We start from the raw sequence: 20,618 nt of genomic DNA on the forward strand, positions 1-20,618 counted from the left end.
CGGGCTCCTGAAACTTGTAAATAAAAGCCGGTAGGTGAGGACTTTTATTTTCCCTACTATTACGGGGGCCTTAAACCCCATACTGATTACCTATTAGAACATCAAAAATATTCTGTTAAGTGCGCATCATAGTGTAGCACTGGATAAATTATGTACAAAGTACCGATAAACCTGTACTAAGTAAGTGGTAATTTTACCTGTGGTGCTCACTGAAAAATTCGGCGCAAAAATATCACAAATCACAAAAGCTGCAAGGTTTTTCTTGCCAATTTTTACGCAGAAATATGTTGATTAAACTCTTGTTCGTATTGTTGTTGGCGCCAAAATAAAAATTGATGCTGACGATGGTGTCTGTGGCGGATATGTTTTTTTTGTTTGACGAGCTTTCGTGAACGCTTTTGCATTGTCATTTGGCATCGGTAAATAAGCTTAATTATGGGAGCAGAATTGCGTTTGTCAGCAGGTTAATCGGACAAACTTAATAACAGTTTCATCTAAGGTTAGACGGCGATTTTATTACATACTTAACAATAAGTGCATACTTTATAGCCAACTCTATGATCGATATCGGTTATTTATCGCTTTAATCATTTCCCCATATTGCCAAAAAAATTGGCAGGGTTATTATGGAATCTTTAGCTCTACATGGATGTGGTATGAAAAAAATCATTGCAGCGGCAGCTCTGGCGTTATCTTTCAACGCAAATGCAGACTTTTCAGACGTAGTATTGGCTTACAGCTCTGGCAAGGTTCCGGTAACAACCTCAATTGATCTCGATGCAGAATACGTTGCCATGTCCATTTCATTGGTGAGCGAAGCTAAATTTGCTTCGCAGCGGGTTAACTTGATCAATCAACTAGAATACGAAATCAGTGAAGCGGCCAGTAAAGACGTTAACATTGAATTTCAGCAAGGAGTCGTTTCCCTGTCGCCAGGTGAGAAGACCACGGTGGAGCTTTCGAGCAACTACGCAACCAAAAGCTCTGGCTCGCAAATGTACTTGCTATATAAATTAGATGAGTACAAAGATATTTACGCGGCCACGCAAGAAATTTATCAGTTTATTAACCGCATAAAAAAACCGGACGAAACCAAATTACATTTGAGTAATACGCTGATTGCGATAAAAAGCCCGAATGATTACCGTAACCAGCTGTTATCCATGATCAAAGATGAGATTAATATTACTCGGGAGATTCTTGGCAACGAATATAGGGTAACGGTCAAAGGGCTACAAAATCCGGTGCGGGTGAAACAAAAAGACCATAAGAAAGTGACCTTGTATATTGATTATCAATTAGAATTTAACGAATAATCAGTTATTTAAAGCCATTGCAAAAGCCATTGTTATATGCAGTAATATGGCTTTTCAATCGGAAATATCGTTATGGCATTGACAATCATCGTGGCGGATTACCACAATGCTGCCCACGCAGCAGACATTCTTTCACTCCTTAATTATTACGCGCTTGACCCCATGGGTGGCGGCGCGGCTTTAAAGCCTGACGTTCAGTCAAACCTTATTGGCGAGCTACAAAAAATTGATCACGCATTTTCTGTGCTGGCTTACGATGATGAAAAGCCAGTGGGTTTGGTTAATTGCTTTGAAGCGTTCTCAACGTTTAACTGTGCACCTTTGATTAACATTCATGATGTGGTGGTGCATGAATCAAGTCGTGGAAAAGGGACTTGCCAACACATGCTAGAGCAAGTGAAGCAAGTTGCGCGCGAGCGGGGCTGTTGTAAAGTGACCCTTGAAGTGCTGACAGGGAACGAAGCGGCAAAACGGGCTTATCATAAAGCTGGCTTCTCTGGTTATGAACTCGACCCTGAGATGGGACATGCAGTTTTTTGGCAACACAGCCTAAACTAAGATATCTGAACGCGTGTTGTTAAATGAGTGAGGGCCTATCGGCCCTCACTGATGAGCCGGTTATGCGGCTTGTGAATCCTGCTGTTGTTTCGTTAGCAAGCTTTGATACATGCCTGTCTCATTAGCCAATTGTTGATGGCTTCCCCATTGCACTCGCTGGCCCTTCACCATCACCAGAATATTATCAGCGTTGGCAAGGGTTTCTAACTTGTGCGCGATGAGAACCACTGTAACCTGACCCTTGAGTTGATGTAAGCAAGTTTGCAAACTGGCATTAGCTTGTGGATCAAGACTGGCTGATGCTTCATCTAAGATGATGACCTTACAACGTTGGCATAACGCGCGTGCAATAGCCAACAGTTGTTTAGTGCCCGTTGAAAGCAGTTCGCTTTGTTGGTCAATCAAGGTATCTAACCCGTTGCGTTGACTGAATAACCAGCTTTCTAAACCGACTTGCTTCAATAACCTCTCGAGCTCTGCGTCGCTACAAATTTGACCCAAACAAATATTCTCTCTGATTGAGGCGGATAAAATAAACGGCTGCTGCTCAACCATGGCAATATTGCGCCGGATACTTTGGGTTTGCATCTGAGCGATGTCCACGCCATCTAGCTGAATACTCCCTTGGCTGGGGTGATAAGCGCATTTTAACAAATGGGCGAGGGTGGTTTTACCGGCCCCAGAGGGCCCAACAACGGCCAGTTGTTGTCCCGGTGCTAAGGTAAAATGCATATTGGTTAATATTGCCTGTTGCTCATAACCAAAACTGACATTGTTAAAAGCGATTTCGGGAGCTTGCTGGCAGGTGTCATCGGCATTAATACCACCTCCTGCGTGTTCGACTTCTTGATCCATGAGCGAAAAAACACGTTCCGCGGCGGCGGCACTCTGTACCATGTCGCCTTGGCTTTGCATGAGGTTAATGATGGGCTCAAAAAAGCGCGATAAATAGGCAAAAAATGCAAACAGCAAACCAAAGCCGAGTTCACTCGCCGGTAACCATTGAAAACTGAGCACTATGGCCGTCATCATCACGATTGACATGAGTTCGAACAGTGGCCTTAATAGCAGTGCTTCGAGGCGGATATTGCGCTTTGTTAAAGTAATGTTCTCGGCTGCGATCTGGTTAAGGCGGCCACCAAAGCGGGCTTGTGCTTTAAATACCTGCATGATGCCAGTTTGCGATAAGCTTTCGATGAGAAAACCGTTAAGCTTGGCGCTGTTGCTTTTTATGCGTCGCTGTAATGGCAAAGCATAGTGTCGGAAAATAGCAAAAGCACCGATAAACACAGGGACAAAAGCCAAGGTAATTAACGCCAACTGCCATTGCAAACTAAACATCGCAACGACAACTGCGACGAGGATCACCAGATCTTTTAACGTTCGGCCCATTATTTGACTGAATAAACTGCGCACTGACTCTACATCTTGCGTCAGACGATTTAGCATTTCCCCTTTTTGATGGCTAATAAAATGCGACATGGGCAAATGCAAGCTGTGATTAAAACAGTCTTGGCGCAGTTTTGCGGTGACGCGTGCCGATAGTTTAAAAAAAGTGGTGGCTTGTAAATAACTCAGCGCGGCCCCTAACAGATTTAAACCAACATAAGCCGCCACAATAATCGCTATGCTGTTAAGGTTAGGCGATGCTTGACTTAAATGGTTATCAATAAACACCATGGTAAGCCAAGGTAAAGTGACTTCAATCAATGCCACAAGCAGCATTAAAACCGATGAGATAAAAAGCGTTCGCTGGTAGTGATAACTGAGACCAACAAGCCGTCGTAATATCGAAAACATGCTAAGCCTCCTTATCGCCGACATGAAGTGAATACCAAGTTCCCTGCGCCATTAATGCATCATGGGGCAGGTTATGGTTACGTTCGCTTAACTCCAAAATGCTGTCACAGTGGCGCATCAAGCCTAAGCGGCTGCTGGTTAAGACGATGGCGCGTTCATCATTGAGCCAGCATTTCAAATTCACCATGAGCTGACGGCAGGTAAGGGCATCGAGCGCAGAAAAACAATCGTCGAGTAACAACACCTCGGCATCACTCAAGATGGCTCTGGCAATGCTTAAGCGTTGTTTTTGACCGCCGGAAAGGCCATGGCCGGATTCGGTTAATAGTGTGTTGTATCCCATAGGCAGTAATTGGATATCTTGATCAATGCAAGCAAGCTGACAAGCTTGACGGATCTCAGCCATGGTGGCGTCTTGTTTGGCCAAGGTCAGGTTATCTTTTAAGCTACCACTGAATAAGGCGAGCTCTTGGGGTACGTAGGCGACTTTGGCATTTGCATGTAGGTAACACGGTTGTTGCTCGGTTTTTAATTGGCCCAACAATAATTGTAATAAACTGCTTTTACCGCTGCCAATAGGACCGACAATGCCTTGAAATTGCCCTTTAGAAAGGGTGAAAAGCAAAGGGTGTAGTGCATTTGTGTCGCGGTTCTCGTGTTTAAACCCCTGCGGCAGATGTATCTCAAGTAAATCGGCTTCTGGCATGGACACATCGCCGTCATCATTAGCCGCTACCGGCCACTTTTCATTGAGTACGTGATTCACTCGCTGTAACGAGACACTGGCAAGGGCTAATGTATTGAATAGAAATCCAAACGCGTTCATAGGCCAAATTAGGTACCCTAGATACAGGTTAAAAGCTAACAGTTCACCCAGTGACATGTGACCCTGTCTCACAAGTACGGAGCCCACGGCGAGCGTTAATAGAAAACTGGCTGCCGCTACTAACGACGTAGTGGGCTCGTATTTGGCTTCAATTTTACTTTGCGCAATATTGGCATGAGTGAGCGTTTCAAGGCTCGCCGTCACTTTCGCTTGCTGACTTTGAGTATAACCGTGACTTTTTAACACTTGCATACCGGATAAGGTATGTTCAATGTTTTGGTAATAATTGCCTAACGCTTGTTGCGACTGATGGCTAACATCATGCATTTGTTTGCCATAGCGTTTTAACGCCCAAGCCATGATAGGCAAGGGCAAGAGCACACATACGGTGAGCAGCGCATTAAGTTGAGTCGCCAACACGATAACAACCAAAGTCGACATCACAAAGGCATCGACCATAAAGATCACGCCATTGCCCACTCCTTGGCTCACCAAGTTGATGTCGGCATTTAGATGGTTGAGCAATTTACCCGTGCCATGGCGGCGAAAGAATGCTGCCGGCATGTTGCAGCAGTGGCCATAAAGTTTAAGTAACAATTGCCGCTCTAGCTCTAATGCGCTGCTAAACAAACACAGTCGCCACAAATACCGTAAGCCATACGTTGCAAAAGCTAACAGCAACAGCTGCGCGAGAGTAGGCCAAAGCTCAGCCCAGCCCAAATTCTGTTGTAATGCGACTTTATCGACCAGTTTAGCTATCATTAAAGGCGGTAACAGGCTACAGATTGACGCCGTGATAATGGCAAGCACTATGGTCAGATAACGCCATTTATGTTGTCGGATAAACCAGCCTACTTCGAGGAAGAAAGCCATTAGCTGACCGCCTTAAGCTGCTCGGGGTGAATGTCTTTTACCACTTTTGCCGGATTGCCTAAGGCCACACAGTGGTCTGGGATATCTTGATAAACCACACTTCCTGCGCCTACTACCGCGTGCTCACCTATGGTGACCCCTTTTAGGATCATGACGTTGGCACCAATCCATGCATGGGCTTTGATGGTAACGGGCGCGGTGGTTAAGGCCGCAATTTCACCTGCTTGGCCTCTTTGTGTCAACGTGTGGCCGCTGCAATCCATAATGGTAACCATAGGGCCAAATATGACATTGTCTTGCACTGTAACCTGCTCATAGGCCAAAATAGCAGTGCCTTGCAGCTGAACGTGGTTACCTATGGTGATTTTTCCCGCAGGGTATTGATTGCGTTTCACACTGGTCATTTTAACCGCTTGTGAGTGAAAAGCTGGGCTGCAAGTTGACTCAATGTAACAGTTATCACCAATACTGATACAGCCGGAAAAATCATGGGCATTGATTGGCGCCGCGTTGTCAGTATCATCGCTTATTTGGGTATAAGCTACCCGTGGCACCCCACAAATGGCGTTATCAAGGCCTAATTGACAACCGAAATCACTCAGTTGCTGGTTTACGCTTTGGGATAATGATTGATCTGGGCGTGTCAGATAGATATTTTGGTAATCAGCCATGACTTAACCTACCAACTCAAGTTCTGAGCGACCGCCAAATCGTGCGATGACTTCATTCAGTGACATGTGCGGCTCGCCGTATAAGTCGCCGTAGAAACTCGTTTCCCACAGCTGGTATTTTTTGTGAAGGTCTTGTGCGATGTTAACGCCTTCGTTGTTTTTGCTTTCTTCGCCTTCTTCAGGGTGTGGCCAGTGAAACGAACAAATATCTTTTTGCATGTGGAAGCGACTGCCAGCTTGAAATAGACGAATACCAAGATCCACATCCTCACCGCCCCATGAAGTAAAGTTTTCGTCGAATCCGCCAACAGATAAGAATAACTTGCGCTCAACAGATACGTGGCAAGTCCAAAAAATATCGAACGGTGCTGGCCAACGTGATAAATCGGCGCCCATCAACTCATATTGGCCGTGACGTTGATCGTTTGCACCAATGCTGTCGAGGTACATGAGACTTACGTCAGCATTGTCGCTGCTCATCATTGGCTCAATGTGCTCTATCTCTTTGCCTCGTAAACCGAAAGCATAAACGTAACCTATGATACTGGTTGGTTGCTCACTGGCTTGATGCACTTGTAAGTGTTTTTCTAATGCTTGGCTCGAAAGCACCACACTGGTGTCTATGAAAATGAGGTAATCGCCCTCGGCGATTGCAGCACCGATATTGCGTGCCTTACCGGCTCTAAAGCCCTTGTCTTGTTGATGGAAATATTTGATATCCAGACTTTGCTTGAATTCCTGGCAAACCGCTTCACTGTGATCGACAGAGCCGTCATCAACAACGATGACTTCAAATGCTTGTTGAGAAAGAGATTGTTTTGTAAGTGATACTAATGTGTGACGTAACAATTCAGCGCGGTTATATGTAGGGATGATGACGCTGATAGCTTTATTTTGAGTAGACATGATTTAACCTTAAGTCTTCTCATCCATGGTAAATGATTCGACTTTAAATCCATTAAAGCCAAAAAGTGTGTTTCTTCATGAAACCGAAATCAGTTTACTTAGCGCGATGGGATAAAACTTAAGGGAAGATTAAATGTTTATTAATTGTTCAGCGACCAGTAAAAACAGGGTCTTAAGACTGATTTTGAGAGCTTAATGAGCTTTTCTTTAGGTATTTTTATAACTTTAATTCATAATAAGGCCCGCTAAAAAGCAATAATAAAAGAAGCTCTGTGAACTGTCGGTAAAATTTGACTCATAAGATTAATAAAAATGTCGTTATGCACCATTAAGGTAGCGACCAGTCATCTATACCACACACTTATTTGAAGGTCGGTAGCACGATTTATAGGCGAGAAGATTGAATGGGTCGCTGAGTGCAAGGATAAATAATGCAGTTTAGAGTTGGTCACTGGCAAGTAGTGGCGCAAGAAAACAAGATTTTTAACGAACAAAGTAACAAAACCGTAGAACCCAAGGTGATGGACCTGTTGGTATACTTATGCCAGCATCCAGGGAAAGTCCTTAGCGCCGATGATCTGCTCGATAAGGTTTGGTCGGGCAGGGTTGTAACCGGCTCTTCTATTTACCAAACGATTGCCCAATTACGTAAAGCGCTTGAAGATAAAGCCAGTGCGCCGCGTTATATCGAAACCGTGCCTAAAAAAGGCTACAAGTTGATTGCTGAAGTCGCGGTTATTACCCCTATTGATACACCAAATAGTTTACAAGGCTTTGATAATACGCCTCGTCGCCGCCGCAGCGATAAGCAACCACAGACTGGCGCCGAGTCGCAAAGTGCTGCTAAAAAGCCTTTTATCGAAAGACGTCAAGTGCTCAAAGGCGACGGTACTGCCCGCGGGCAGCAACAGCCAAGCCAAATCAATGAGCCATTGCCAAAAAAGCCTGCTCAGTCTGACGAGGCTACTCATGCGCTTGATGACAAAGGATCAACAGGCCGTCATGTAGATACAGACGCCGCACAAAACGTCTCGTGTGCAACATCGTCGACCCGCACGGCTAATGGTTCAAAAATGTCACGCACTAGCATTGAATCAGACTTGAGTTCAAGCGCTGTGACTCATAATTTCCTAAAAGATGACCAACCAACGCAGCTTGAAGTTAAAGCGTCTGTTTGGTTGACGGCGCGTCAAAAATGGCTGACGGTAAGCGTATTTTGTTTGTTGCTCTTACTGGTAATAACACTTTTTCCGAAGTCAAGTAAGACCACTACCATTGCGGTTCTGCCATTTAACAATAATACACAGCAACCTGGTAACCACCATATAGCCGACGCCACCGCCCGGGGATTAAGTCATTTATTAAATAAAGTAAAGGGTATTCAATTAGTTGCTCATACATCGAGTTCAGCCATCGCAAAACAAGGGTTGGCAGCGACGCATATCGCAGAATCTCTTGGCGCCGATTACCTGATAGAAGGACAAATTGATGAGTTGCCTAACCAGCTATTTAGAATCGAAATAGCTTTGATTAACGGGGTACAAGGTACTCAGTATTGGTCAGGCAGTAGCAAAGTCTCTTGGCAGAATATCGAACAACAACAAGAATATTTCTTCCAGCAAATTCTCGCCGTGTTAAAACAGCAAAATAACAGCGTTGATGATTTAAATATGCAAGCGGCGCAAGCATATGAGCAAGGCAATGTATATCGCGGCGCACATGAGCCAAACAGCAATGACAAAGCCATCGAGCAATATCTGTTGGCAATCAGTTTAAACAAGCGCCATACCCAAGCTTATATTCGCTTGTCTGAGGTGTATTTTGAAAAATATTATCACGAACACAACAATAGCCAATGGTTACTAAAAGCAAAGGGCTATTTATACCATGCCTTGAGCCTAGCGCCGGACTCTGCTGAAGCATTAAACGGCTTAAGCCAGCTCCAGTTTTATGGCCAAGACTATCAGCAAGCAAGGCAAACTGCGCGGCAAATTTTAGCCAAGGACAATAATAACTTACTGGCAAATTTAAATGTCAGTAAAACTTATTTAGCAGAGCTCAATATACATCAAGCGCAAGCCGCTTTGGCCAAGGTTTTAACGACTCATGAAAATGCTAACGAAGTCAGAGCATTACAAGCCATCCTTAGACTGTATTCAGGTGATGTTGCAACCGCTATGGCGGCACTGAATCGTTTATTTGAACAACCGATGGACCCCTATTATGTCGACGTAGCAATTGCCGCAGCAACGGCGACAGGGCAAAGTCGTTCAGCTTTGCGCTGGATTGAGCAACGTTTAGAAAAAGCCCCTTATCAAGCGCAATTGAAAGTCTATCACGTGGTTAATCTGGTAAATGTCGGACAGTATATTCAAGCGCAGAAGCTGTTGTCCGAACTAAAAGGTTTACCCCTTGAAAGGACTTTTTCAGCCTTTGAAGCTGTTTATCTGGCGCAAAATAAAGCGTCGCAATTATTGCCGTTATTAAAAGAGTACGTCGCCACCCACGACAACGTATTCAGCAATTCTGCGTTCAGCGCACAATTTGGATTATCAGCCGTGTACGCGGGTCAATATAAGACGGCAAACCATTATTTAAGACAAGTACTCAGCGACCATGATGGCAAGCAAGCGTTGGACCAAATTCTACTGAGCGATGCATTTTACCGCGGTGCCTTTGCGTTTGCCTTAGAACAAGATAACCGACCCGTTGAGGCGGCCAGTGTCAGACAAAAAGGCCTTAAAGATATCGCTTATCATCATCGCAGAGGGGTTAAACTGCCCAACCTTGATATATATAAAGCAAGGCTACACAGCTTTCGTGACCAAAACATGGCGCTGCGCTCTATCGGTCAAGCGATTAAAGCTGGTTATAGTCAAAAAGATTTTTTACAACATGACACCGTGTTGTCACCGCTGCATGATCATCAGCAGTTTATCGCCTTGATGGCACAAGCAAAACTGAATCAAGAGCGATGATTAAGAGAAAATTGGCAGCAAAAAGTCGCATTACTGGTACTGCTCATCTACATTAAATAGAATCTAACTAAATGATATTAGTGAGCTATTTGATAGTATTAAGATATATGACAGGTTTTTATTTGCCATGACAGAGCCCATTCAACGCCAAGTGGAAACCGCGTGTGAGGAGTGTGATTGGCTGATCTCATCTTCTGCTGTTAAACCAGGGCAAATTCGTCACTGTGAGCGTTGTCAGCATACTATCAGTGCTCTACCACGTGATCCTCTCTCTGCCCCAATCGCTTATGCGCTCTCAGCGATCATTATGCTTGGCTTAACTTTCAGTTTTCCTTTTATGGCCTTTACGTCAGCGGGCATTTCGAGCAGTATTCTTTTTAAAGGCGCCATGACTTCATTAGTGGCAAACGGTTACAACTCCATTGCTATCTTTTTGTTTATCTCCTTGGTTGCACTGCCGCTAATCAGCTTGCTGATCATTATCTATTTGCACGCCAGTTTAGCGTTAAAACGCACCAGTGCTAGAGCCAAAATTACCTTAAAGGTATTACACTGGTTTAAACCCTGGATCATGGTTGATGTCTTTTTGGTGGGCATTTTGGTGGCCCTCGTCAAGGTCATGTCGATGGCCGACATTGGTTTTGGTTTGTCCTTTTGGTCTTTTGTTGCTTACGCACTGCTGTTGATAAAGGCAACGCTTTCCACCGATACCCATTGGCTTTGGCTGCAGCACGTGGGGGACTTACAGCCCCATACCCTCGAAGCAAGGCATGAGACAACAGCCAGTGCTGGCTTAATGTTGTGTCATCATTGTGGCCAGTTAACACCCATCGGCCATGACGAATGTCAGCGTTGTCACAGTAAGGTACACAGCCGCATCCCTGACAGCTTGCAAACAACCTTGGCGTACTTGATTGCCGCGTCGATTTTTTACATTCCTGCGAATGTATTTCCCATTATGGATACCGCATTGCTGGGTAAAAACGACCCGTCAACTATCATAGGGGGCGTGATTTTACTTTGGCAGCTTGGGTCTTATCCGGTAGCCGGCGTGATACTTTTCGCCAGCATCATGATTCCGATTGCAAAAATGATTGCCATTGCCTGGCTGTTGCATACCGCGAGTAAAAAGCAGCAAGTTAGCCCAAAGCAAGCGCTTAAAATTTATCGCATTACGGAGTTTATTGGCCGTTGGTCGATGATAGACGTCTTTGTGGTTGCCATTTTGGTTGCCCTTATTCATATCGATGGTTTGATCGTGATTTATCCTGGCCCTGCTGCGCTGTCTTTTGGCGCGGTAGTGGCGTTAACCATGTTATCAGCGATGCATTTTGATCCCCGTATTATTTGGGATCGCGCTAAAGCAAAAGGAAGTAACAGTGACTGAAGCAGTGAATGATAATAAACGCATGTCAAAAGTCTGGTTCGTGCCCTTGTTGGCGTTAGCCATTGGCATTTGGATGATTTACCAACATATTTCCAGTCAAGGCCCGTTAGTCACCTTGGTTATTAACAATGCTGAAGGCTTAGAAGCGGGTAAAACCAAAGTAAAATCTTTGAGCGTGGATATTGGCGTGATTGAGTCTATAAGATTGAGTGAAGACTTTACCAAGGCCATTCTTAAAGCCCGCATTAATAATAGTGCCGCGGACATGATAGTAGAAGATGCCCAGTTTTGGGTGGTAAAACCGCGTATCGGTACTGGTGGGGTTTCGGGGCTAAGTACGTTATTGTCTGGTGCATATTTGGAAGTCAAACCCGGTGTCAGTGACAAAGAACATCGCCATTTTGAGGTACTTGAAAACACCCCTCTGATCGGACCTGAAGTACCTGGAATCAAACTGCAGTTATTTAGCAAAGCGAATAAGGCTTTGTCAGTTGGCTCGTCAATTAATTTTCGTGGCTTTAACGTTGGGCAAGTAGAAACAGTGGATTACGAAGTCGATACTCGGACCATTAAGTACGGCATTTTTGTTTACGCGCCATATAATAGTTTGATCACACAAAATACGCGTTTTTGGGTCAAGCCCGGTTTTGAAGTATCTTTAGACGCCAAAGGCATCAAAATGGAGATGGAGTCGATAGAAAGCCTGATATCGGGAGGCATTACATTTGGGGTCCCAGAAGGCTGGAAAGCCGGAGATGTGATCACTCAGCCAAGAGAATTTCAGCTATACGTTGATAAAGGTGCTGTGCTGACTGAATCATACGAAAGCTACCTTGAATACGTACTATTTTTTGATGAGTCCGTTGCCGGCTTAGTCGAAGGCGCAGCGGTAGAGTATAAAGGTATACAAGTAGGCCGGGTACGTTCAATCCCTTACATGGATTTTACGAAACAGCACAGCTATGAGTTTCACGGCATGATCCCCGTGTTAATTCGCATTGAATTCGACCGCTGGCGCTTACCAAATGATGGCCGCGGTTTTGATTATTGGCATCAGGTCTTTAATAGGCTCAAAGATGAAGGCTTAAGAGCCAGAATCAAATCGGGTAACTTGCTCACCGGTGCTAAACTGATTGATATTTCAATCGTTGAAAATGCCCTAGACGATCCTGATCAGCTAGCGCTTGCCAAAGAGTATGACCTGCAAACCATCTTAACGGTGAAGGGGGGCTTTGATCAATTAGAGCAAAAAGTCAGCATGATGTTAGATAAAATCAACAATCTACAAATCGAAACAACCATCAATAATGCCAATCAACTACTGGCTAATACCGATGCCACCATGCAAGCGATGAATAAACTGGTAAATAACCAACAAACGCAACAGTTACCCGCAGAGCTCAGCGCTGCCATTGAGCAAGCAAATGTGACTTTGCGCAGTTATTCAAAAGACTCACAAATACACAAAGACCTGACGCAAACCATTCGCACCTTAGAGCAAACATTGCGTGAATTGCAGCCTTTTATTCGTAAAGTCAGCGCAAAACCAAACGCAATCATTTTTGATGGTCCGAAGAAACGAGATCCTAGGCTGGAGAATAATTAATGATGAAGTCACTTATACGCCGCGTATTATTGGCCGCGGCGGGCATCACTCTGATGGCGTGCAGTAACAACCAATCTGCTATCGAAACTTATTATTATGCGCTTGGTGCAGACGACCTAGCGGTCTCCGCCATCGATAATCAAGGACAGGGTACCTTAGTTGTGAAACCGGTTGAGCTTTCAGACTACCTCAACAGCTCAGGGGTTGTGATGCAAATGACCGACAATCAAATTCATATCGCTGAGCAACACCTTTGGGCAGGCAACCTTAACCAGCAACTTGATAGTTTAGGCCAAGAAGCGCTGACCTTACATTTACCGCAGTGGTCAATTATAGAAAGTACCGACTTTTATCCCAATGAAGGTGACAAATATTGGATTTTGGCAATTAACGTCAATCGTTTTCAGGGTCGCTTAGAGGGCAGTGCGGTGGTGTCTGGTCGCTGGAGCTTAGTCAATCCTGATGGGGTGGTGGTGAAAGATGAACTTTTTAACCATCAGTTAAATATCCCTAGAGGGGATTACTCAGACCTAGTCGAAAAACTGAAACAAAACTGGCTGAACCTTCACCGTGCTATTGCGCAACAAGTGGTAAATAGCTCGAAATAACCCCTTCTTTATTTGGCGCAGTGTAAAGCTTGTTAAAAAGGCTTTACAGCTGCGTGACTTTTCAACACACTCCGGCTTTTTGTTGTAGGAAAAACTATGAAAGCCTTGCCTGTTTGGTGTTTGTTATTTAGCTTATTTACGCTGCCTGTCGGCGCGACAAACACGGTTGATCTCAAAGCGGTAATGAAAGAAATGTCGTATCAGTTTAAAGCGGCTATCAAAACCGAGTCTGAAGACGAATTTAAGCAACATATGACCGAGTTTAGCGATTTGGTTGAACAAGCAAAAACATATTCTTTTGCACCTGAACACAAAGAAAAATCACTGGAAGGACTGAATAAGGTCAGTCAAGCATTAGCACAACTTGACTTAGACCTCGCACAAACCAGCCTTGGTGAAGTGCAAAAGCAGCTAAAAGCCGTGGATGATTTGCGCATTGAATACCATAAGAAAGATAAGCCGAGCATGTGGCAGCTGCTGTTTGGTGATTAGTTTACAAGGTTGCATTAACAAAGTGCACAGTGACGAACTGTAACCCTTCTCAATAATGACGTGGCCGGCGTCATTATTGCTTTAGCTATTCGCTTAACTCATCAGCCTATAAAGTGGTGACATCCGCTAAATATGCGTGTTTAAAGCCTTTTAACGTTGACCCCATGGCATTTTTTTGCCAGCCTAAGGTTAATTCTTTTATGACCATTAGGCAGGAAATTCATGGCTGCGTCGCAACCACAAGCTAAACACCTCAAAGATTATCAAGCGCCTTCATTTCTTATCGACAGCATCGATTTAGACTTTCAGCTCAATGAAACAGCCACCCAAGTCACCGCCGTTTCGAAAGTACGTAAAGCAGGCCAGCAGAATGACTTGTTTTTACACGGTGAGCACTTAACGTTAATCAGCCTTGAGATTGATGGTCAAGGGCACAGTGACTACACCCTCAGTGATGAAGGCATCAAGATCCATCAAGTACCTGACGATTTTATCTTAACCCTAGTGACAGAGATTAACCCGCAAGCTAATACTGCGTTAGAAGGTTTGTACCTATCGGGCGACGCATTTTGTACTCAATGTGAAGCCGAAGGTTTTCGCCGCATCACTTATTACTTAGATCGCCCAGACGTGCTAGCCACGTATACCACCAAAATCACTGCGGACAAAACCAAGTACCCCTATTTATTGTCCAACGGTAATAAAGTTGCCAGTGGCGATGCAGGCAACGGCAAGCATTGGGTGCAGTGGCAAGACCCGTTTCCAAAACCTTGTTATTTGTTTGCGCTTGTCGCCGGAGAATTTGATTTATTGCAAGACAGCTATAAAACCGTCTCTGGGCGAGACGTGGCGCTCGAGATTTTTGTTGATAAAGGCAATTTAGACAAAGCCAAGTTCGCCATGCAATCGTTACAAGCGTCAATGCAATGGGACGAGCAACGTTTTGGTTTAGAGTACGATCTTGATATCTACATGATAGTGGCGGTTGATTTTTTCAACATGGGCGCGATGGAAAACAAAGGCTTAAACGTCTTTAACTCTAAATACGTGCTTGCCAATGATCACACGGCCACCGATGATGATTACTATGGCATCGAAGCCGTGATTGGCCATGAGTATTTCCATAACTGGACAGGTAACCGCATAACTTGTCGCGATTGGTTTCAACTGAGCTTAAAAGAAGGATTAACAGTTTTTCGAGATCAAGAGTTCAGCAGTGACTTAGGCAGTCGAGCAGTCAATAGAATCAATAACGTACGCATTATTCGCCAACACCAGTTTGCCGAAGACGCAGGGCCAATGTCGCATCCTATCCGCCCTGAGTCTGTGATTGAAATGAATAATTTTTATACCGTGACCGTGTATAACAAAGGCTCTGAAGTTATTCGTATGATCCATACGTTATTGGGCGAAGCAGGTTTCAGAGCCGGCATGGATTTGTACTTTGAACGTTTTGATGGCCAAGCTGTTACCTGTGATGATTTTGTGCAAGCCATGGAAGACGCTTCTGGGGTCGATTTAACACAATTTAGGCGCTGGTACCGTCAATCCGGTACACCACAAGTAACGATCACTGACCAATACGATGCAACAACCCAGCAATACCAGCTGCATGTAACCCAGCAAACTGCGCCAACGGCTGAGCAACACGAAAAGTCTGCTCAGCATATCCCCATGGACATTGAACTGCTCAGTGAAAGTGGGGAGCATTTCCTATTAGCTGGAAAGAAAAACCAGGTGCTGAATGTCACACAAACCGAGCAAACATTTAGTTTTGACGGCATTTGCAGCAAGCCAATACCGGCTCTGTTTAGAGAGTTTTCAGCCCCGGTAAAATACTCGTATCAATACAGTGACCAAGAACTCGCTACTCTGATGCAGTTTGCGGACAATGATTTTTCCCGCTGGGACGCCGCGCAAAACTTATTTAATAAGCACCTGATTGCCAATGTCACTAGGGTACAACAGCAACAAAGTGTCACCATCCCTGAGTTTGTGATTGATGCTTATCGCGGCGTATTACTCTCTAACGAGATAGATTTGGCCCTAATAGCGGAAGTGTTTGCGTTCGCATCACAAAGTAGCCTTTGGGAGCTGTTTGAGCAGGTCGACATCGACGCAATTTGGCAAGCCCGTCAAGAGATGCTGACGCAGTTATCAACGGCGCTAGCAGATGAGTTGGCCTGTGTTTACCGCCAGCATGCCCTTAAAGCGGCGTACCAGCTCAATCAAGAACAAGCAGCAAAACGCGCTCTAGCCCGTGCTTGCTTAACCTTGTTGGCTTTGTCAGCACCAAAGTTTGCCGATGAATTGGCTCAGCAACATTACCAAAACAGCGACAACATGACAGATACGCTAAGCGCCTTAATCGCTGCTAACGTTGCCCAACTGCCATGTCGTGATTCGTTAATGCAGGATTTTGACCAGCGGTGGCGACATGATGCACTGGTGTTGGACAAATGGTTTAGCTTAGCGGCAACCACGCCTGCTAACGATAGCTTAGGGCAGGTTAAAGCATTGCTCGAACACCCTGGTTTTAGTTTGAAAAATCCAAACCGAACGCGCGCTTTGATTGGCAGTTTTGTAAATGGCAACGTGCAAGGTTTTCATAACAGCGATGGCAGCGGTTATCTATTTTTAACCGATATTTTGTGTCAGCTTAATACGTCTAATCCACAGGTCGCGGCAAGGTTAATTACCCCTCTCATTCAATTTAAGCGGCTTGATAATGATCGCCAATTGTTGATTAAAGAACAGCTTAACCGTTTGTTGTCATTACCAAATCTAGCTAAAGATTTATATGAAAAGGTCACCAGAGCGTTAGCTCAATAAATACAATTGCAAATCATTATCATTTGCATTGAATAATCTTAACTCCTCTGTTAGGCTCCTTAGTAGTATTCTGCTAAGGAGCCTTTATGTTTCGTTTGATTGTGTTTGTCGTTTTGCTTGGTCAGGTCAGCGTGGTATCTGCTGAGAAATTCAAAGTGGTCACCAGTTTCACCGTTATTGCTGATATGGCCGCAAAAGTGGCAGGGGACGCAGCCACCGTAGAGTCGATTACTAAGCCCGGTGCTGAGATACATAATTACCAAGTTACACCGGGAGATATTCGACGTACCCAAGGTGCCGATCTTATTTTATATAACGGCCTTAACCTTGAACTGTGGTTTGATAAATTTTTTGCCCACTTTAAACACACCCCGGTCGTGGTCGTTAGCCAAGGCATCAAGCCTATCAGTATTGACTCGGGACCTTATCTTGGTAAGCCGAACCCTCATGCCTGGATGTCATTAACCAATGCCATCATTTACGTCGAAAATATTCGCGCCAGTTTAGCCTTACACGACCCAGAAAATGCTGCTGTTTATAGCGCCAATGCAAAGCGCTATATCGGCGAGCTCGAAGCGAGCATGCAACCCCTAAAAGACATTATTGCCAAGGTGCCTGAAAACAAACGCTGGTTAGTTTCAAGCGAGGGAGCGTTTAGTTATTTAGCAAGGGACTTAGGCTTGCAAGAGTTGTACTTATGGCCCATTAATGCCGACGCCCAAGGTACGCCGCAACAAGTTAAAGCCGTGATTGATACGGTGAAACAAAAGCAGATCCCAGTAATTTTCAGTGAAAGCACTGTATCGGCGAAACCGGCGCAACAAGTTGCCCGTGAATCAGGTATTCACTATGGCGGCGAGCTGTATGTTGATTCGTTAAGTGACGCGAATGGCCCGGTACCCAGTTATTTAGCTTTATTACAGGTAACCACTCAAACCATCGCTCATGGGTTGGTGAAATAAATGCAAAGCGGCCTTAACATAGAACATGTGAGCGTGCGTTATCGCAATGGTTTAGAAGCGCTCAGCGACGCCAATTTAGCTTTGCCACCTGGCTCTATTACAGCCTTAGTGGGCGTTAATGGCAGTGGTAAATCGACCTTGTTTAAATCCATCATGGGTTTTGTCAAACTAAGCGCGGGCAAGGTCACTTTCAACAATGTGCCGATGGCCCAAGCGCTAAAAGCGAATCAAGTGGCTTACGTGCCGCAATCGGAAGAAATAGATTGGCAATTTCCGGTCTTGGTTGAAGATGTGGTGATGATGGGTCGCTACGGCCACATGAATTTTTTGCGTCGAGCTAAACAACGAGACCGCGATTTAGTGCGTCAAGCTTTGACTCGGGTGGGCATGTGGTCGTGTCGTCAGCGACAAATTGGAGAACTGTCTGGCGGCCAGAAAAAACGCGTGTTTTTGGCCCGAGCGTTGGCGCAACAAGCCCAGCTGATTTTATTGGACGAACCTTTCACAGGCGTGGATGTGACCACCGAAGAGCAAATCATGGCGTTGCTTCGAGAGCTTCGCCAAGAAGGCAAGATGATACTCGTGGCGACCCATAACCTTGGCAGCGTACCCGAGTTTTGTGATCGCGCGGCATTGATCAAGCAAAGGATCATTGCCGCCGGTTTGACCGAGCAGGTATTTACCCATCAAAATTTGCAGCACACCTTCGGCGGTGTGTTAAGACACTTCATTTTGGCCGGCAAAGAACTGCACGAAGATGAAGATACCCGCAAAGTGACGGTGATTTCAGATTGTGAACGGCCGGTCGTCATGTATGACCAATGGGCACAAACCCCGCTCAGTCGCCAGCAAAAGCTTACTGCTATCACCTCGCAATCGGAGGCTCAGCCATGAGTCAGTGGAGCTTACCTTTTCAATATGAGTATATGGTGAATGCCATGATGTTGACCACTTTGACTGGCGCAGTGTGTGGGTTTTTATCGGTATTTTTAATGTTAAAAGGTTGGTCGCTGATAGGCGATGCTTTATCCCATTCAGTGGTGCCTGGCGTCGCGTTTGCTTACCTTTTAGGCTGGCCCTTTGCCATGGGCGCTTTTATCTCTGGGGGGCTGGCAGCCTGCGCGTTATTGTTTCTTAATCATTTCTCAAAGCTCAAGCAAGACTGCATTATAGGCCTCATTTTCACGGCTTTTTTTGGTCTCGGTTTGTTCATTGCTTCGATGTCTCCTACAGCGGTAGACATTCAAACCATCGTAATGGGTAACGTATTAGCCATCGCCCCAGCTGACGCCCTACAACTGGTCGTGATCAGTGTTGTTTCAGGGTTAATTTTATGGGCTAAGTGGCGTGACATGATGCTGGTATTTTTTGATCCCAATCAGGCCGCCAGCATGGGTATCAACCCCGCCGTGACCAAAGTGATTTTTTTTACCTTACTCAGCGCATGTACTTTGGCAGCGCAGCAAACCGTTGGGGCATTTTTGGTTATCGCCATGGTGGTGATCCCGGGCGCATGCGCCTACTTGTTGGCCGATAAGTTTTCTAATCTACTTATCATTGCCACCAGCATAGGCATTGTCACCAGTTTTCTCGGGTGCTACATCAGTTATTTTATTGACGGGGCTACCGGCGCTATCATCGTTTTGCTGCAAGGATTGCTGTTTACACTGTGTTTTTTGTTGGCGCCAAAGTATGGCATAACACCGCTTGCGAGAAAGAAGCAACGACGCGCCGAGGTTATCAAGGAGCAGGTCTATGATTGATGCCTTGTTGGCGCCTTTTCATTTTGCTTTTATGCAGCAAGCGTTTTTGTTGGCATTGCTTGTCGCCATTCCTTGCGCCATTTTATCTTGTATTGTGGTGTTAAAAGGCTGGTCGTTGATGGGCGATGCCATTGCGCACGCGGTATTACCGGGCTTGATTCTGGCTTATTTACTGGCCATTCCATTTGCGATTGGCGCTTTTATTGCTGCGCTATGCTGCGCATCTGCGACGGGTTATATCAGTAAACATAGCCGCATTAAGCAAGATACGGCCATGGGCGTGGTTTTTTCTGTGATGTTTGCCCTTGGTTTATTGCTGATGACAAAAGTGGAAACGGGTTTGCATCTCGACCACCTGTTATACGGCGATCTGTTGGCTGCTCATTGGGCCTTGATAATTGAGATTGCCATTGTGGCAACGATCATCATTGCGGTGCTCTTGCTGCAAGGCAAGGATCTTGTCATGGTTGTTTTTGACACTTGTCACGCTCAAGTGATTGGCTTAAACACCCAAGTATTGCACTACGGTTTGTTGGCTCTATTATCCATGTTAATCGTTTCGGCATTACAAGCGGTAGGCATGATTTTGGTGATCGCCTTATTGATTGCTCCAGGCGCTATTGCATTTATGCTGTGTTCTCGGTTTGCTACCATGATGGCCACTTCGCTTGGGATTGCCAGCTTTGCCAGTATGGCGGGCGTGTATGTCAGCTTTTACTTAGACAGTGCCCCAGCGCCGACGATCATTTTATTACTCAGTGTTTTGTTTGTCGTTTCCTTTACCGTTCAGCTGTGGCGTAATCAGCGACTTTTAAGCCTCGAAAACTCGCCAAAATCAAATTTGAATAAGGTGGCAGGCAAAATCAGCTTAAATACCAGTAAGCCATAGATACGTACCTGTCGGCGGAAAATAAAGTTTCATCGATTCCAATAAAGCCTGAACATTTACAATAAAGTTTGTCACTTTTCCTCTGCTAGTTCACTCGGCAGAGGTATGTGAATCGACTATAGTAAACACGTCTTTGCCCCAAAACGAGTTT

16 protein-coding genes are annotated in these 20,618 nt (G+C 45.1%); 12 read left to right on the forward strand and 4 right to left on the reverse strand.

Annotated features, from left to right (window positions below):
* The first annotated feature begins 656 nt into the window (after window positions 1–656).
* Entirely contained in the window at window positions 657–1,316 is a 660-nt protein-coding gene (locus D1Z90_RS13210; protein ID WP_119911247.1) for a hypothetical protein, read from the forward strand.
* 72 nt (window positions 1,317–1,388) lie between these two features.
* On the forward strand, window positions 1,389–1,874 hold the full coding sequence (locus D1Z90_RS13215; RefSeq protein ID WP_119911248.1) for a GNAT family N-acetyltransferase: 486 nt from the start codon (window positions 1,389–1,391) through the stop codon (window positions 1,872–1,874).
* A 60-nt stretch (window positions 1,875–1,934) separates the two neighbouring features.
* Here the strand turns inward: D1Z90_RS13215 and D1Z90_RS13220 are convergent, their stop codons facing one another.
* Genes D1Z90_RS13220 through D1Z90_RS13235 form a run of 4 tightly spaced genes read right to left on the reverse strand, consistent with a single transcriptional unit; the run spans window position 1,935 to window position 6,950 of the window.
* Window positions 1,935–3,674 carry an ABC transporter ATP-binding protein gene (locus D1Z90_RS13220; protein ID WP_158587138.1) on the reverse strand — a complete coding sequence of 580 codons (1,740 nt, stop codon included), beginning with the start codon at window positions 3,672–3,674 and terminating at the stop codon, window positions 1,935–1,937.
* A 1-nt stretch (window position 3,675) separates the two neighbouring features.
* Window positions 3,676–5,373 (reverse strand): ABC transporter ATP-binding protein, encoded by a 1,698-nt coding sequence (locus tag D1Z90_RS13225; protein WP_119911250.1) that lies wholly within the window; start codon window positions 5,371–5,373, stop codon window positions 3,676–3,678.
* Entirely contained in the window at window positions 5,373–6,044 is a 672-nt protein-coding gene (locus D1Z90_RS13230) for an acyltransferase (protein WP_119911251.1), read from the reverse strand. Before D1Z90_RS13230 ends, D1Z90_RS13225 begins: the two co-directional genes overlap by 1 nt.
* Window positions 6,045–6,047: 3 nt before the next feature.
* The gene (locus D1Z90_RS13235; protein WP_119911252.1) at window positions 6,048–6,950 is read right to left on the reverse strand and encodes a glycosyltransferase; all 903 of its coding nucleotides are present in this window, start codon (window positions 6,948–6,950) and stop codon (window positions 6,048–6,050) included.
* Between the two features lie 431 nt (window positions 6,951–7,381).
* Here D1Z90_RS13235 and D1Z90_RS13240 point away from each other — a divergent pair, with 431 nt between their 5' ends.
* The 10 genes from D1Z90_RS13240 (at window position 7,382) to D1Z90_RS13285 (ending at window position 20,467) form a co-directional block, all read left to right on the forward strand.
* Window positions 7,382–9,928 carry a winged helix-turn-helix domain-containing protein gene (locus D1Z90_RS13240; RefSeq protein WP_119911253.1) on the forward strand — a complete coding sequence of 849 codons (2,547 nt, stop codon included), beginning with the start codon at window positions 7,382–7,384 and terminating at the stop codon, window positions 9,926–9,928.
* Window positions 9,929–10,055: 127 nt separating this feature from the next.
* Window positions 10,056–11,315 carry a paraquat-inducible protein A gene (locus tag D1Z90_RS13245; protein ID WP_119911254.1) on the forward strand — a complete coding sequence of 420 codons (1,260 nt, stop codon included), beginning with the start codon at window positions 10,056–10,058 and terminating at the stop codon, window positions 11,313–11,315.
* Window positions 11,308–12,921, forward strand: coding sequence for an intermembrane transport protein PqiB (gene pqiB, locus D1Z90_RS13250; RefSeq protein ID WP_119911255.1), 1,614 nt, complete (start codon window positions 11,308–11,310; stop codon window positions 12,919–12,921). Before D1Z90_RS13245 ends, pqiB begins: the two co-directional genes overlap by 8 nt.
* Window positions 12,921–13,529 (forward strand): PqiC family protein, encoded by a 609-nt coding sequence (locus D1Z90_RS13255; protein ID WP_119911256.1) that lies wholly within the window; start codon window positions 12,921–12,923, stop codon window positions 13,527–13,529. Before pqiB ends, D1Z90_RS13255 begins: the two co-directional genes overlap by 1 nt.
* A 96-nt stretch (window positions 13,530–13,625) precedes the next feature.
* Window positions 13,626–14,021 carry a cytochrome b562 gene (locus D1Z90_RS13260; RefSeq protein ID WP_119911257.1) on the forward strand — a complete coding sequence of 132 codons (396 nt, stop codon included), beginning with the start codon at window positions 13,626–13,628 and terminating at the stop codon, window positions 14,019–14,021.
* 222 nt (window positions 14,022–14,243) lie between these two features.
* Window positions 14,244–16,853 (forward strand): aminopeptidase N, encoded by a 2,610-nt coding sequence (gene pepN, locus D1Z90_RS13265; protein ID WP_119911258.1) that lies wholly within the window; start codon window positions 14,244–14,246, stop codon window positions 16,851–16,853.
* Between the two features lie 86 nt (window positions 16,854–16,939).
* A complete protein-coding gene (locus D1Z90_RS13270; RefSeq protein ID WP_119911259.1) occupies window positions 16,940–17,815 on the forward strand; it encodes a metal ABC transporter substrate-binding protein in 876 nt (291 codons plus the stop codon).
* Window positions 17,816–18,709 carry a manganese/iron ABC transporter ATP-binding protein gene (locus D1Z90_RS13275; RefSeq protein ID WP_119911260.1) on the forward strand — a complete coding sequence of 298 codons (894 nt, stop codon included), beginning with the start codon at window positions 17,816–17,818 and terminating at the stop codon, window positions 18,707–18,709. It abuts the gene before it with no gap.
* Window positions 18,706–19,578: a metal ABC transporter permease gene (locus D1Z90_RS13280; RefSeq protein WP_119911261.1), complete on the forward strand. Its 873-nt coding sequence runs from the start codon at window positions 18,706–18,708 to the stop codon at window positions 19,576–19,578. Before D1Z90_RS13275 ends, D1Z90_RS13280 begins: the two co-directional genes overlap by 4 nt.
* Window positions 19,571–20,467 (forward strand): metal ABC transporter permease, encoded by an 897-nt coding sequence (locus D1Z90_RS13285; protein WP_119911262.1) that lies wholly within the window; start codon window positions 19,571–19,573, stop codon window positions 20,465–20,467. Before D1Z90_RS13280 ends, D1Z90_RS13285 begins: the two co-directional genes overlap by 8 nt.
* Window positions 20,468–20,618: the final 151 nt, after the last annotated feature.

The organism is Motilimonas pumila (assembly GCF_003596335.1).
GTDB lineage: Bacteria > Pseudomonadota > Gammaproteobacteria > Enterobacterales > CBDFNC01 > Motilimonas > Motilimonas pumila.

Bases quoted from the DNA above. Each gene is read 5' to 3' on its own strand.
- D1Z90_RS13215 (WP_119911248.1), top strand. From the start codon at position 1,389: ATGGCATTGACAATCATCGTGGCGGATTACCACAATGCTGCCCACGCA.
- D1Z90_RS13275 (WP_119911260.1), top strand. From the start codon at position 17,816: ATGCAAAGCGGCCTTAACATAGAACATGTGAGCGTGCGTTATCGCAAT.
- D1Z90_RS13270 (WP_119911259.1), top strand. From the start codon at position 16,940: ATGTTTCGTTTGATTGTGTTTGTCGTTTTGCTTGGTCAGGTCAGCGTG.
- D1Z90_RS13210 (WP_119911247.1), top strand. From the start codon at position 657: ATGAAAAAAATCATTGCAGCGGCAGCTCTGGCGTTATCTTTCAACGCA.
- D1Z90_RS13225 (WP_119911250.1), bottom strand. From the start codon at position 5,373: ATGGCTTTCTTCCTCGAAGTAGGCTGGTTTATCCGACAACATAAATGG.
- D1Z90_RS13235 (WP_119911252.1), bottom strand. From the start codon at position 6,950: ATGTCTACTCAAAATAAAGCTATCAGCGTCATCATCCCTACATATAAC.
- D1Z90_RS13230 (WP_119911251.1), bottom strand. From the start codon at position 6,044: ATGGCTGATTACCAAAATATCTATCTGACACGCCCAGATCAATCATTA.
- D1Z90_RS13280 (WP_119911261.1), top strand. From the start codon at position 18,706: ATGAGTCAGTGGAGCTTACCTTTTCAATATGAGTATATGGTGAATGCC.
- D1Z90_RS13245 (WP_119911254.1), top strand. From the start codon at position 10,056: ATGACAGAGCCCATTCAACGCCAAGTGGAAACCGCGTGTGAGGAGTGT.
- D1Z90_RS13285 (WP_119911262.1), top strand. From the start codon at position 19,571: ATGATTGATGCCTTGTTGGCGCCTTTTCATTTTGCTTTTATGCAGCAA.
- D1Z90_RS13260 (WP_119911257.1), top strand. From the start codon at position 13,626: ATGAAAGCCTTGCCTGTTTGGTGTTTGTTATTTAGCTTATTTACGCTG.
- pepN (WP_119911258.1), top strand. From the start codon at position 14,244: ATGGCTGCGTCGCAACCACAAGCTAAACACCTCAAAGATTATCAAGCG.
- D1Z90_RS13240 (WP_119911253.1), top strand. From the start codon at position 7,382: ATGCAGTTTAGAGTTGGTCACTGGCAAGTAGTGGCGCAAGAAAACAAG.
- D1Z90_RS13255 (WP_119911256.1), top strand. From the start codon at position 12,921: ATGATGAAGTCACTTATACGCCGCGTATTATTGGCCGCGGCGGGCATC.
- D1Z90_RS13220 (WP_158587138.1), bottom strand. From the start codon at position 3,674: ATGTTTTCGATATTACGACGGCTTGTTGGTCTCAGTTATCACTACCAG.